This window comes from Bradyrhizobium sp. LTSP885, assembly GCF_000938305.1.
Classification (GTDB): Bacteria; Pseudomonadota; Alphaproteobacteria; order Rhizobiales; family Xanthobacteraceae; genus Bradyrhizobium.
The window spans coordinates 134,263-147,727 of the sequence record NZ_JYMT01000021.1 but is presented as its reverse complement, the minus strand read 5'-3'; the positions used below and the strand labels follow the sequence as shown (position 1 = coordinate 147,727).

Below are 13,465 nucleotides of genomic sequence, written 5' to 3'. Positions count from 1 at the left end.
CGACGCTTCACCACAACGCTTCGGCCATGATCGAACCGTTCACGACATCGACACTTCGATCGCTGACGAAGTGAATCCGCAGAACGATCGACTATCTCCCGCGTTGTGGTTCGGCCCGGCAAGACAGCCGGCGCCAATCATCTGGAGACGATCATGCAGCATTCGGAAGTCACGACAACGACGACGATGCTCACCCGACGGTCGGCCATCGGCACATTCGCGGCGATCATGGCGATCGCCGGCGTCTCGCCCTTGACCGCATCGCAAGCTCGATCAGAGCAAAACAACGGAGGAATGGGAATGAAGCACTATGCAATGAGCACAAGAACCATCAGCGACGCCGTCAATACCGGCGGCCTTCTGGTTGTGGCGCAGTGGGAAGCAAAGGACGGACAGGGCGACAGGATCGCGGAAATCCTCGATGGCTTCCTGCCCGAGGCGCAGAAAGATCCCGGCGCGAAGCTGTTTCTGATCAGCCGCGGCAAGGACAATCCGGCGCAATTCCTGTTCTACGAATTGTTCCAGGATGAGGCGGCCCTGAAGGCGCATCAGGAAAGCGCGTACTTCAAAACCCACATCGCCGAGCAAGCGCTGCCTCTGCTCGCGAAACGCGAGCGTGCCCAATACGTTCTGATCTGAACGGGATCGGCACGTCGAGGCTCGGGACACTTCGACCGCGGTCGAAATGTTCTTCGGAACCCGATGCCTCCGAAATCGGTTGTCGGAATGGCCCGTCCCGACAACCGAAATGCTCAGGGACCCGCAAACCAGCATTGGTCTTCACATGACAGATTATTCGGCGGCGACAAAGCTCGATCCCCGCGAACAGCATTTTCGCATTCCGGGACCGCGCGACGGCCTGTCCCTGTTTCTTCGCTTGCTGGACGGGAAAGCCGGGCATGACACGCCGCGCCGAGCCGTTCTCTACGTGCACGGCGCGACCTTTCCGTCGGCGCTTTCGATCGCGCACCGCTTCGACGGCAAGGGCTCCGATAGCAAATCTTGGCGCGATGCCCTGGTCGAGGCCGGCTTCGACGTCTGGGGTCTGGACTTCTATGGCTTCGGTCATTCGGACCGTTATCCCGAAATGTCGCAACCGGCGAAGGACAACCCGCCGCTCTGCGTTGCGGAGGATGCTGCGGCGCAAGTCGAGGCGGCATCGCGCTTTATTCTCGGTCACCAGAACATCGAGAAGCTTTCGCTGATCTCCCACTCCTGGGGCTCGATGCCCATGGCAAGATTTGCGGGGGCGCACCCCGCGCTGGTCGACCGTCTCGTCATGTTCGGCCCGATCGGCCGTCGCGGACCGCGGCGCTACGAGACGGCACCGACGTTCCCCGCCTGGCGCGTCGTGACCGTCGAAGACCAATGGAAGCGCTTCATCGAGGACGTGCCGCCGAACGAACCGCCGGTGCTGTCCCGTGCTCATTTCGAGCAATGGAGCCGGCCCTATCTCGACAGCGATCCGGAGAGCCGCTCCCGCGACCCTGCCGGAGTCAAGGTGCCGCTTGGCCCGTTCAGCGAGATCCTGCAGGCGTGGCACGGCAAGCTTGCCTACGATCCGGCACGGGTCCGCTCGCCGGTGGCGATCATCCGGGGCGAATGGGACGGGCTGATGCTCGACGACGACGCCAAATGGCTGTTCGACGCATTCTGCAACGCTCCCGAAAAGCGCGACATCAAGATATCGCGCGCCACCCACCTGATGCATCTCGAGACGATGCGCCACGCGCTCTGGCGCGAAAGCATCAACTTTCTTCAAGCCGACAATATCGCGCCAATACCCACCTGAACCCAGGAAAGGATCAATCATGTTCTCCGTGATCTTCGAAGTTCATCCGAACGATGGCCGCAAGGACGACTATCTCGCGCAGGCCAAGCACCTGAAGCCGATCCTTGAGACGGTCGACGGCTTTGTCGACAATGAGCGGTTCGAAAGCATGTTGCGGCCCGGCTGGGTTCTGTCGCACTCGACATGGCGCGACGAGAAGTCTGTTGTCCGCTGGCGTACCGAGAGCGAGCATCATGCCGTGCAGGAAAAGGGACGCTTTGAGATCTTCAGGGATTATCACCTGCGCATCGGCGACGTCACCGCCGACACCGCCCCGCCGAAGCAGGCGCCGGTTCTGGAACGGCGTTTCGACGAGACCGAGGTCGGCAAGGCGAAACTAGTGACCTTTACCGAGATCACGCCGGTCAAGGGTGCGGCGTTCGCAAACCAGGCCGAATTGTTGCCGGCGCATCTCGGTCTCGACGTCAACAACGGCGTGGTCACCGACCACGACATCTGGACCAGCATCTACAATCCCGGGAAGCTGGCGCTGCTGGTCGGATGGAAAGACGCGAAGTCCGCGGACAGCTGGTTGCCGAAGCAGATCGAGGGCATTCGAGGCCTGCGCCATCGCAAGGTGCGCGTGGTCCGTGACTACGGCCGCTTCGATCGCCGCGAGGCGCCGCAATACTATCCCGACGTCAAGGGCCGGGAGACCAGACATCCCGAACTGGTCTCCAAGGCGGCGGCGAGTTAGTGTGTTCTGCCGCGGCGAGCGTCTTATCAGACCGATGTCCCGCCACCGCCAAGCGCAGCGCCCAGCGCGACCGACTCGCGCGATCTGCGCGAGAACCCGAGGAGCGAAATCCTCGAGAGAACCGCAGCCTCAAGCGTTTCGACAGGGCCTCTGAGCCGAAGCGCGCGTTTCTCAACGAGGTGCCAGGACACAAAGGCGACAGCAAAGGAGATCGGCAGGCTGATCAGGATGTTCAGACTCCAGTGCTGATCAAACGTCGCGACACATTGCTGCACGACAAAGCCATAGAGAAACACACCGTAGGAGTAATCGCCGGATGACACGATCCAGCTGCGCCTCGGGTTCAACAGGCCCAGATAGCAGACGACGTAGGCTGCCGGGACCGGAGCAAGCATGTCACCGTAGGGTGTGATCAAGAACACCGCGCAAAGCACCAGCGCCGATAGAAACGCTGACCGGTTGAACGGCGTCTTGTCGCGCCAAAGGTAGAAACCGACACCGGAAAGAAAGCAGAAAACCAGAAGATGCGGCCGAAGCAGCATGTCCGCCGAATCGCCCCAATGCTGGATCGCATAGATGATGAGCCCGACCTGTGCGGCCGCCAGAAACCCAAGATACAACACCCTGCTGAAGCAGATGGTCATCGCGGCAAGAAGCGCGAGGATGATGTAACACCACAGCTCGTATGGCACCGTCCAGAGCTGGCCATTCACCATGTCGGGCAACGAGCTGTGAAGGAATACACCCGGGAGCTGAAAGTGGATGTCGCCGACCATATTGAGAAAGTAGGAGTGGAATTTAGGGTTTGCGAAATATTGCGCCAAAGGCATTTCGGTGAAAATCGGACCGATGACGATGGCCGAAAGCGCGACCTCAACCGCGAGTGCAGGTCCAATTCGGAGTATGCGCAGGCCAAGAAACGAAATCAGGCTCTTGCACCTCAGCAAGCTGCCCGTCACCAGGAAGCCGCTCAAGGCGAAGAAGAGCGCCAGGATCATCGCGACGCCGATGCGGGCGGGGCGCAATATCTCGAGCGTTTCGTCGAGCCCAACCGTCACGTCCAGGCTGTGCTGGCAGACGACCGCGGCCGCCAGCGCAATCCTCATGTAATCAAAACCTGCGGGACGATTGCGCGAAAGAGCCAGCTGGTCAGCTAGGCTGAACATGGTTTCGTTCCCTGAAACACCTTGCAGTTCCAGGAATATGCAGAAAAACAATCTAAGGCCGTGTAAATGCTGGCGTTGCAATTTCGGCCACATGGGCCTGCCGGGAACCAACGCGATGAAGGCCTGCGATCGCGGCAAGCGGCGGTTAAGGATATTCGCTGATCGAGACGATCCGTCGAATTGCGACGGCCAGCCGTACCGGAGCAGAACTCAGGGACCGTTGCTCTGGATTCTTGTTTTGACGCGTTTTCTTCACGCGAACCGGTGTCCACTTCGCTCGAAAACGCTCTAGAACCGCGGAATCTCCGGAAACGCCAGTCTGCCGGCGTGGACATGGACGCGGCCGAGTTCGGCGCAGCGATGCAGGGTTGGAAACACCTTGCCGGGATTGAGCAGGCCCTGGGCGTCGAAGGCGCATTTCAGCCGCTGCTGCTGGTTCAGGTCGATCTCCGTGAACATCTCCGGCATCAGGTCGCGCTTCTCGATGCCGACGCCGTGCTCGCCGGTGAGCACGCCGCCAAGCTCGACGCAGCAGCGCAGGATATCGGCACCGAACGCCTCGGCGCGCTCGATCTCGCCGGGCTTGTTGGCATCGTAGAGGATCAGGGGGTGCAGATTGCCGTCGCCGGCATGGAACACATTGGCGACACCGAGGCTGTATTTCTCCGAGAGTTCACGGATGCGGGCCAAAGCCTTCGGCAGCGCGCCGCGCGGAATGGTGCCGTCCATGCAGAGATAGTCCGGCGAGATGCGCCCGACCGCGGGAAACGCCGCCTTGCGGCCGGCCCAGAACAGATTGCGCTCGGCCTCGGAGGTCGATATCTGGCAAGAGGTCGAACCGCACGCTTGCGCGATCGCCTCGACCCGCTTGATCAATTCGTCGACCTCGACCGACGGGCCGTCGAGCTCGATGATCAGGAGCGCCTCGACGTCGAGCGGATAGCCGGCATGGACGAAGGCCTCCGCGGCGTGGATCGCCGGCTTGTCCATCATCTCCATGCCGCCCGGGATGATGCCGGCGCCGATGATGGCAGCCACGCATTCGCCGGCGGCCTCGACCTGCGCGAAGCCGACCATTAGCGCGCGCGCCGTCTCCGGCTTCTGCAGGATGCGCACCGTGACCTCGGTGATGACGCCGAGCAGGCCCTCCGAGCCGGTGATGATCCCCATCAGATCGTAGCCGGAATTCTCCGCCGACTTGCCGCCGATGCGCAGGATCTCGCCGCTCATCAGCACGATCTCGCAGCCCAGCACGTTGTTGGTGGTCATGCCGTATTTCAGGCAGTGCACGCCGCCGGAATTCTCCGCGACATTGCCGCCGATCGAGCAGGCGATCTGCGACGACGGGTCGGGCGCGTAGTAGAAGCCGGCATGGGCCACCGCCTGGCTGATCGCCAGATTGGTGACGCCGGGCTCGGTGACGACGACGCGGTTGTCGAAATCGATCTCGCGGATGCGCTTGAACTTGCTTAAGCCGAGCAGAACGCCGTCGGCGAGCGGCAGCGCACCGCCCGACAGCGAGGTGCCGGAGCCGCGCGGCACCACCTTGATGCCCTGCGCGTGGCAATATTTGAGGACCTTTGCGACCTGCTCCGACGTGTCGGGCAGCACCACCACCATCGGCGGCTGCCGGTAGGCGGTCAGCCCGTCGGACTCATAGACCAGCATCTCGGCAGCACTGTCGATCACGCCCTCGCCCGGGACGATCGCGCGCAAGGCCGCGACGATTTCGTCGCGACGAGCGAGGACAGCCTGATCGGCCGCCGGCATCATGATGGACATATTTGCTTCCCTCGGGGTCTCGGCCGTTTGCCGATTTGTTACGACAAATCAAGCACGTCTGCACCAGTTTCGGTAGGCCGGCCGAAGGTCAGATTGCCTTCTTCGCGCCGGGTGAGTTCTCTCTCGGACAAGCGGGCGACCATGAAACCTGTCAACGTTTCGTGGCTTGTCCGGTGTAAGCGGACCATGCCACAAACGATTCACACCTCCCGGGACGAAACGAAGAGCACCCCATGAAGATACTGACCTTGAGCGCGCTGGCGGTCGTCACATCGCTGGCTTTCGCGTCCTCCGCGCTGGCGCAGGATGCCGCTGCCGGCAAGACCTCGTTCAACAAGTGCCTGGCCTGCCATGCGATCGGCGAAGGCGCCAAGAACAAGGTCGGCCCCGAGCTCAACGGCCTCGACGGCCGCCATTCCGGCAGCGCTCCCGACTACAATTATTCGGACGCCAACAAGAATTCCGGCATCACCTGGAACAAGGACCAGTTCCTCGACTACATCAAGGACCCCAAGGCCAAGATCCCCGGCACCAAGATGGCCTTCGCCGGCATCAAGAACGAGACCGAGGCCAACAACATCTGGGCCTACATTTCGTCGTTCGACAAGGACGGTAAGCAGAAGTAGTTGCCTCCCGGTCCGCGTGTGGCGCTACCACGTGTAGCGCACCACGCCCTTGCCGGCGTAGCTCTGCGTGACACTGGAGAACCCGCCTTCAAACGTCGCCGCCGCGGACCAGCCGTTGATCCATTTGAACTCGGCGGCCGCGGTGGTGAGCGCGGAATCCGATGCCTGCGCCGCGCCGTTGACGACAAACGACGCTCCGGGCAGCGTCTGGAAGGTGGCGCCGATCGAGCGGTCGGGATTGTCGTCATGCGCCCAGGCCAGGCGCCCGCGCAGCGTGAAAATGCCGTTGTCCATCGCAAATGATTTGTCGGTGCGCAGACCAAGCTCGCTGCGGCTGTCGGTCACGCTCTTCGCGCCATAGGCCAGCGCGAAGGTGCCGGCGCCCGACACCACGCCTTCGGCATAGGCCGGCAGGTCGAATGTCGTGAATTGCCCCGCGGCGTAAGGCGTGAGGCCGACGCCACCGGCCCACGGCGCCACGAAGCGATAGCCGCCTTCGAGCCGGCCGGACCAGGCATTGGCATTGAACTCGGCGCGCAACCGATCGACGCCGGCAATGGAGACGGTGCGATCGGTGGTGATGTCCTGCCAGCCATAGGCAAGCGCGGCAGAGATATAGGCGGGGCCGGCGGAATGGCGGATGAAGGCGCCGGCCTGAAACAGGTCGGAGCGCCCGCTGCCGCTGTTGACGACGCTGAAATTGGTGCCGCCGCCGGCCAGCGCAAAGCCGGCAATGGTGCGCGGCGAGAAGACATAGTCGACGCCGACCGCGGTGCCGAACACGCTGCTGGCCGTGTTGTTGGAGCCGAGCACCGCGTTGCCGCCAGTGGTCTGCGATCCGCCGTAGCCGGCGGCCCACACCTGCCATCGCGGATCATAGGCCGCTAGCGGCGGCGCCTTCGTGAACATGCCGTAGGCATCGCGGACTCGGCCGGACGCCGCATAGGCACTCGCAGCGCCTTCTGCAGCGAACGGGGTCGCGCCGGCCGGGCCGCCGATCCGCCCCGAGCCGCCGGGATCGGTCAGCAGGCTGAGAAACAGCGACATCGCATCAAAGGTCGTCTGCTGCGAGCCGGTCCCGAGTTCGCCCGACGCCAGGGTCAGGCCTGCCGGGGTCAGCGCGGCGAAGGCCATCGGGATGCCGCCATTGGCGGTGAAGTAATTGATCAGTGCGTTGGCGACGTTCTGCTGATTGACGTTGAGCCCGCCCGGCACCGAGAAGTTGAGCTTAAGGTCGAGGAAGGCGTCGTTGGCGTCGTAGCTCAGGCTTGAGGTGACCGTCGACGGCAGATTGTCGTTGACCAGCGAACCGAAGGTGCCGACCCGTCCGCCGTCGGCGCTGAGGATGGTGTAGCGATTCGACAGATAGACGCCCGGCGCAAACAGCGCGGTGACGGTAGCACCGTTCAGCGTCGCCTTGCCTGTTACGGTCGTGCGGCTCGCGGCCGTCGGCGACACCCCGATCAGGTAGCTGGCCGCCGCGGTGAGCACCAGATTGCCCTGCACGGTCAGCGTGCCGATCGAATGGCCGGGCGCCAGCGTGCCGCCATTGATCGTGGTGTCGCCAACGGTGCCGATGCCGGTCAGCGTCGCGCCTGCGTTCACCGTCGTCAGTACCGACGCCGCGATCGAGCCGTCGACGCTCAGGGTCCCTGCGTTCACCGTGGTGGCGCCGGTGTAGGTGTTGACGCCCGACAGGGTCAGGACTCCGGTGCCGACCTTGACCAGCGAGCCGGCGGTGCCACCGCCGAGACCGCCATCGGCAATCACGCCGCTGACCGTGGTCGACAGGTTGTTGTTACCGACTGTCAGCTCGTTCTGCCCGAGACTGAAGGTGCCGCCGCCGGCGATCGAACCGGCGCTGAGCTTGTGGTTGCCGCCTGGGCCGCTCGACAGGCTGAAATCCGTTGACGCAAAGTAGGGGTCGCCGTTGAGAAATATGGGCCCGCTGGAATTAGTGATGGCAGCGTTGCCGGCCGTGCTGGTATCGCGGAACACCAGGCTGAAGTTGTTTGCGATGCTGGCGCTGCCGGCCGTGCTCGAATTGCTGAAGAGCACGCCGCGGTTGTTGGTGATGCCAGCGTTGGCGGCCGTGCTCGTACCGCTGAAGGCCAGGTTGAAATTGTTGACGATGTTGGAGCTGCCGGCCGTGCTCGAATTGGTGAAGGCCAAGCTGCTGCCGTTGTAAATGCTGGCACTGCCCGCCGTACTCGCATTCTCGAATACCAAGCCGTTTACAATGCCAAGGCCCGGACCTTGGCTCTCGTACATGACGCTACCGCCGTTCACGACGATCCCGGCTCCGGTAAACGTGACAAAGCTGGAAGTGTTGGTGAAGGTGTAGGCCGAGGCTCCGGCGTTGAACGTCCAACTGCCGACGGTTACTTCGTTGCTCAGCTTCACCGTGGTGGTCGACGATACGCCGAAGAAGGCGGTGCCGGTCGGAACCGTCGCTGGTGTCCAGTTTGCCGGGAGGCCGTATTCGTTGGTGATACCTGTACCCACCCAGGTGCCATCCGCCGCCGACGCCCCTCCGGCGGAGAGCAAAGCGGCGCAGGTGAACGCCACCACCCCCACCACAGGCACAGGGCGTCGAGACCCGATCAATGATCGAACCACGGTCGACATGTCCGCGCAGCCCCCAACAGCCGGCTGGAATCACAACCCTCCGGGCAACCATAGGCTGTTCGCGGAAGGGCCGCGCGGCAAAAGGGTAGGCCGACGAGAGAAGTGGGGCGATGTTGCTCCCGAGACACATTCCAAGGCCGCATCACGCCCTGTCCGGATCGGTCACCGCGGCAGCAGATTGGTCTTTGCCAGGTCGACCACCTCATTGCCGCGGCCGCTCATCACGGCGCGCAGCATCCACAGGCTGAAGCCCTTGACCTGCTCCAGCGTGATGGTCGGCGGCATCGACAATTCCTGCGTCGCGGTCACGACGTCGAGCACGGCCGGACCGTTATGCGCGAGCACGTCGCGGATCGCGCCCTCGAGCTCCCCGGGGTCCTCGACCCGGACGCCATGAATGCCCATGGCACGGGCCATCGCCGCAAAATCGGGATTTTGCAGATCGACCCCGGTCTCGATGAAGCCGGCGGCCTTCATCTCCAGCGCGACGAAGCCGAGCACGCTGTTGTTGAAGATCACGATCTTCACCGGCAGCTTCATCTGGGTCAGCGTGATCAAATCGCCCATCAGCATGGCGAACCCGCCATCGCCGGACATCGACACCACCTGCCGGCCGGGCTGCGCCGCCTGCGCGCCGATCGCATGCGCCATCGCATTGGCCATCGAGCCGTGGACCCAGGAGCCGATCAGGCGCCGGCGGCCGTTCATCTTGAGATAGCGCGCGGCCCAGATCGTCGGCGTGCCGACATCGGCCGTGAACACGGCATCCTCAGTGGCCTGCTCGCTGAGCAGGCGCGCGAGATATTGCGGATGGATCGGCTTTTGGCCCGGCTTGCCGCGGGCGAGATCGTCGAGGCCCGCGCGGGCATCCTTGTAATGGGCGATGCTGGCGTCGAGGTGCTTGCGGTCGGTCTTCGCAGCGAGCTTCGGCAGCAGCGCGGCGATGGTGTCGCCGACATCGCCGACCAGGCCGAGATCGAGCTTGCAGCGGCGGCCGAGATTCTCGGGACGGATATCGACCTGCGCAATGCGGATGCCGGTTGGGAAGAACTGCTTGTAGGGAAAATCGGTGCCCAGCATCAAGAGCACGTCGCAGGCGTGCATCGCGGCATAGCCCGAGGAGAAGCCGATGAAGCCGGTCATACCGACGTCATAGGGATTGTCGTATTCGACGTGATCCTTGCCACCAAGCGCGTGCACGATCGGGCTCTTGAGCGCCTCGGCGAGCTTCATCAGTTCGTCATGCGCGCCGGCGCAGCCGCGCCCGCAGAACAGCGTTACGCGCTTGGCGCCGTTGAGCAGATCGGCCAGCGCCGTCAACTCGGCCTCGGCCGGCCGGACGACCGGCGCCGGAGGCAGCAGCCCGGCGTTGGGTGAAATCTCGCGTTTCGGCGCGGGCTTGAGCGCGACGTCGCCGGGGATCACCAGCACGGCGACACCTCGTTTGCCGACGGCGGCGCGGATCGCGTTTTCCAGCATGTAGGGAAGCTGCGCCGGATCGGAGACCAGCTCACAATAATGACTGCATTCGCGGAACAGGTCCTGCGGATGGGTCTCCTGGAAGTAGCCGCCGCCGATCTCCGCGGACGGAATCTGCGCCGCAATCGCCAGCACCGGCGTACGGCTGCGATGCGCATCGAACAGGCCATTGATGAGATGGAGGTTGCCGGGGCCGCACGAGCCTGCGCAAACCGCAAGGCCGCCGGTGATCTGGGCTTCCGCGGCGGCGGCGAAGGCGGCCACTTCCTCGTGCCGCACATGGATCCAGTCGATCGTCTGGCGCTTGCGCAACGCCTCGGTCAGGCCATTGAGGCTATCGCCGACGACGCCGAAAATGCGCTTCACACCGGCCTGGGTCAGCGTCTCTGCGATGAGGTCGGCGACATTGTCGATCCGCATGGGGCTTGTCCTTGTGTGAGATCCGAACCGCGCGTCCGCATGATGTTCGGCGCCACGCGACCACGCAAGGCTCGCGGGATCACATTCGCGCGGTGCTTCCAGTCCAACAACTTGGTCGGATCGATGACGTCCAGCTATTGCGCCGCCGCGGGCTGCGCCATGCGGGCGGCCATCGCCTCGATTTCGGACATCACGAGATCGGGCGCGGCGTCGGCCACCATGTGGCCGACGCCAGGCAACACGATGAGCTTCGCATTCGGCGCGGTGGCGGCGAGCGGACGCGAGTGGATATTGGTCGAAACCGTCTTGTCGGCCTCGTCGCCGGAAATGATCGTGATCGGCGCCATGATCTCCGCGTAGCGCGGCGCCTGCGCTGTCACGGCGGCCTTCAATGTCACGAGGTCCTGCGCATTGGCGATGAACTCGCGCGGACGCAGCAACAGCGGCGTGGCGGTGTCCTGGATAAAATGATCGGGCATCGCCTGCGGCGCAAACACGCCGCGCGCACCTGACGCAGCGACGAGGCAGCCGAGCGGCAGCGTGACCGTGTAGGCGAGCAGCCGCCCGATCAACGGCGTCGCGATCACCTCGTTGTAGCGTCCGACGCCGCCGGGCCAAGGATAGGCGACGGGGGCGAGCAGCACCAGACCCGCGACACGGTCCGCGTCATCCAGCGCCATGCGCAGGGCGAGCGCGCCGGCCCAGGAATGCGCGACCACGATCGCCTTGTCGACACCGAGCTTGGTCAGCACCTCCATGATCATCCGGCCCTGGATGGCCGGCGTCGAATAGTCCTCGCGATCGCGCGTGCTCCAGCCGTGGCCGGGGCGGTCGATCAGGATCACGCGACGGGTTTTTGCCAGCCTGTCGCCGAGCGGATGCTGCATCACGCGGAGGTTGGAGCTTGCGCCGTGCAGCATCACGATCGGCGGGCCGGCGGCATCGCGCGGGCCGAGTTCGACCACGTGCAAGGTCGCGCCCGAAACATCGATCATGCGGCCCTGAGGCGGAAAGCTGCGCTGGATCAGCCAAACTCCGGCTTGCGTCGCCAGCGCCAGCCCTGCCAGCGCCAGAACGATGATCACAGTCAGCATCGAGACGATCCGGGGCACCAGGGAACTACGGCGGGGACGAAAGCAGGTTTCGCGCCGGGGCGGGTTTCATCTTGTCCGGACATGACCTTGTTCGAAAAGCCGATTGCGCCTTTTTCCGGGCCATCCCGACGCAAGGTTTTCCACACTGCGCCCAGCCTGTGGATAGCGGGTTCATACCAGCGTCATTAGCAATTTCATATGTTGTCGGTGGCAATTTCGCCATCAGACGCCATGTTTCATCGAAGCCGGAACAGTACCTGGCCTCTCCACGATATTCACAGGAACCAGGATCCACACGACGAGTTCAACGGGAATATTCGGAGGAGTACCATGATGTCCGACCCAAGCGATGCAGCCATCGACCAGATCGTGGAAAGCTGCAATGGCGACCTGCGCGGAGCCCTGAGGGCACTATTGCTGGTCAACGAGCATTTGGAAGCCGAGTTGCAGCAATTTTATGCCGCTGCAGCCCAGGACAGTCCGCCACGCGGCAGGTTGCTTCATTAGTGTCTTGAGCGCTTCGGCGTTCAGTGCCTCTCGCGTCTTCGTTGGCGATCGTCACCCCCGCGATCGCGGCGAACGGTACGCCATCAGATATCGCGGCCTTCGACCTTTTCGGAGAGCTGCTTGACCATCTCCGGCACCTTCTCGAGATACGGGTCGATCGCGAGCGCCTTGCGGAAGGCCTCAAGCGCACGTTTGTCGTCGCCGGCCTCCTGCATGATCATGCCGAGACCCGCGAGCGCGCCGAAATGGCGGGGCTCACGGATCAAGACCTGATGAATGTCTTCCAGCGAACGGCCGTAGTCGTTCTTCAAATAATACAGCGTCGCGCGCCGGTTCCAGGCCTCGATGTAATCGGGCCGCAGCTTGATCACGGCGTCCAGCAACTTCAACGCGACGTCGAGATTCTGGCCGTCGATCGCCGCCTTGGCGCGCACCATCAAGAGCGCCGCGGTGTCGCTCGGCGTCTGTAGCCACAGCGCCCAGATCCGCGCCTCGACATGGCGGGCGCTGGTTTCATCGGGTGCGGCTTTCAGTGCGCCGAACAGGAAATCCAGCCCGCGGATGCGATCGGCCGGGACTGTCGGCAGCTTGCCCGGAGCTTCCGGCAGCTTCTTCTGCGCTTTCGGTGGTGGGATGACCCGGGGATCGTCTTGTGCCGCGGCCGCGACCGGCATAGCCAGCAGCGCCGCGATCAGGATTGCCAGCCGGTTGAGCCCTAGGAGTCGTAATCCCATGCCGGAAGTCTAAACGCAGAAAGCCGCGCTGCAAAGCAGCACGGCGTCAAAGAGCTGTGAAAGAGTGCAGTTCCCGGATCGGAAGAGGCCGACCGGCCTCCAATCAATCCTGGATCAAGCCTGAATCAACCTTGGCGCGCCTTGAAACGGCGCTGGACCTTGTTGATCACATAGACCCGGCCCTTGCGGCGGACCAGACGGTTGTTGCGGTGGCGGCCACGCAGCGATTTCAGCGAGTTACGGACCTTCATGGGACAATCCTGTTACTTCGAAAGGCCCGTGTTGGAGGCCGTGCCTGATCATTGCCCAAAGGCAAAATGGGATTTATCCCGACAAGCGGCCTGCCGCCCGGGACGGGGCGGTTTCTAAGCCATCGCACCGCCAAATGTCAACCGAAACGGGCCGGTTTTCGGACCATCCAGCCGAGCGGGAGCTAGGCCAAAGCACCGGCGCGTCATTGAAATCGCTCGGAAAACAGGCGGCCGGGAGGCTGACCAGCCC

The 13,465-nt window shown here is 63.5% G+C and carries 12 protein-coding genes; 5 read left to right on the top strand and 7 right to left on the bottom strand.

The window, feature by feature from the left end; translation table 11 throughout:
* Window positions 1-105: 105 nt before the first annotated feature.
* The 3 genes from UP09_RS38520 to UP09_RS14585 all read left to right on the top strand — a co-directional run bounded on the left by UP09_RS38520 (window position 106) and on the right by UP09_RS14585 (window position 2,528).
* Complete coding sequence (locus UP09_RS38520) at window positions 106-639, top strand: putative quinol monooxygenase (RefSeq protein WP_245301961.1); 534 nt, start codon at window positions 106-108, stop codon at window positions 637-639.
* A gap of 145 nt (window positions 640-784) precedes the next feature.
* Window positions 785-1,792, top strand: a complete 1,008-nt coding sequence (locus tag UP09_RS14590) for an alpha/beta hydrolase (RefSeq protein WP_044538884.1) — start codon at window positions 785-787, stop codon at window positions 1,790-1,792.
* 19 nt (window positions 1,793-1,811) lie between these two features.
* A complete protein-coding gene (locus UP09_RS14585) occupies window positions 1,812-2,528 on the top strand; it encodes an antibiotic biosynthesis monooxygenase family protein (protein WP_044538883.1) in 717 nt (238 codons plus the stop codon).
* A gap of 26 nt (window positions 2,529-2,554) precedes the next feature.
* On the opposite strand, the gene UP09_RS14580 is transcribed toward UP09_RS14585, so the two are convergent.
* A complete protein-coding gene (locus UP09_RS14580; protein WP_245301959.1) occupies window positions 2,555-3,787 on the bottom strand; it encodes an acyltransferase family protein in 1,233 nt (410 codons plus the stop codon).
* 195 nt (window positions 3,788-3,982) lie between these two features.
* The gene (locus UP09_RS14575; RefSeq protein WP_044538880.1) at window positions 3,983-5,476 is read right to left on the bottom strand and encodes an FAD-linked oxidase C-terminal domain-containing protein; all 1,494 of its coding nucleotides are present in this window, start codon (window positions 5,474-5,476) and stop codon (window positions 3,983-3,985) included.
* Between the two features lie 233 nt (window positions 5,477-5,709).
* Between UP09_RS14575 and cycA the strand changes: the two genes are divergently transcribed.
* Complete coding sequence (gene cycA, locus UP09_RS14570) at window positions 5,710-6,102, top strand: cytochrome c-550 CycA (protein ID WP_044538879.1); 393 nt, start codon at window positions 5,710-5,712, stop codon at window positions 6,100-6,102.
* Window positions 6,103-6,126: 24 nt separating this feature from the next.
* Here cycA and UP09_RS14565 read toward each other — a convergent pair whose 3' ends face one another.
* From UP09_RS14565 to UP09_RS14555, 3 genes are all read right to left on the bottom strand, one after another.
* Entirely contained in the window at window positions 6,127-8,607 is a 2,481-nt protein-coding gene (locus tag UP09_RS14565) for an autotransporter outer membrane beta-barrel domain-containing protein (RefSeq protein ID WP_245301957.1), read from the bottom strand.
* Between the two features lie 285 nt (window positions 8,608-8,892).
* Window positions 8,893-10,629: a ubiquinone-dependent pyruvate dehydrogenase gene (gene poxB / locus UP09_RS14560; protein ID WP_044538878.1), complete on the bottom strand. Its 1,737-nt coding sequence runs from the start codon at window positions 10,627-10,629 to the stop codon at window positions 8,893-8,895.
* 134 nt (window positions 10,630-10,763) lie between these two features.
* Window positions 10,764-11,723, bottom strand: coding sequence for an alpha/beta fold hydrolase (locus UP09_RS14555; RefSeq protein ID WP_044538877.1), 960 nt, complete (start codon window positions 11,721-11,723; stop codon window positions 10,764-10,766).
* A gap of 330 nt (window positions 11,724-12,053) precedes the next feature.
* Between UP09_RS14555 and UP09_RS38100 the strand changes: the two genes are divergently transcribed.
* Window positions 12,054-12,230, top strand: coding sequence for a hypothetical protein (locus UP09_RS38100; RefSeq protein ID WP_210166768.1), 177 nt, complete (start codon window positions 12,054-12,056; stop codon window positions 12,228-12,230).
* Between the two features lie 83 nt (window positions 12,231-12,313).
* Here UP09_RS38100 and UP09_RS14545 read toward each other — a convergent pair whose 3' ends face one another.
* Both UP09_RS14545 and ykgO read right to left on the bottom strand, forming a co-directional pair.
* Window positions 12,314-12,964, bottom strand: a complete 651-nt coding sequence (locus tag UP09_RS14545; protein ID WP_044538875.1) for a tetratricopeptide repeat protein — start codon at window positions 12,962-12,964, stop codon at window positions 12,314-12,316.
* Window positions 12,965-13,089: 125 nt separating this feature from the next.
* Window positions 13,090-13,215 (bottom strand): type B 50S ribosomal protein L36, encoded by a 126-nt coding sequence (gene ykgO / locus UP09_RS14540; protein WP_002718645.1) that lies wholly within the window; start codon window positions 13,213-13,215, stop codon window positions 13,090-13,092.
* Window positions 13,216-13,465: the final 250 nt, after the last annotated feature.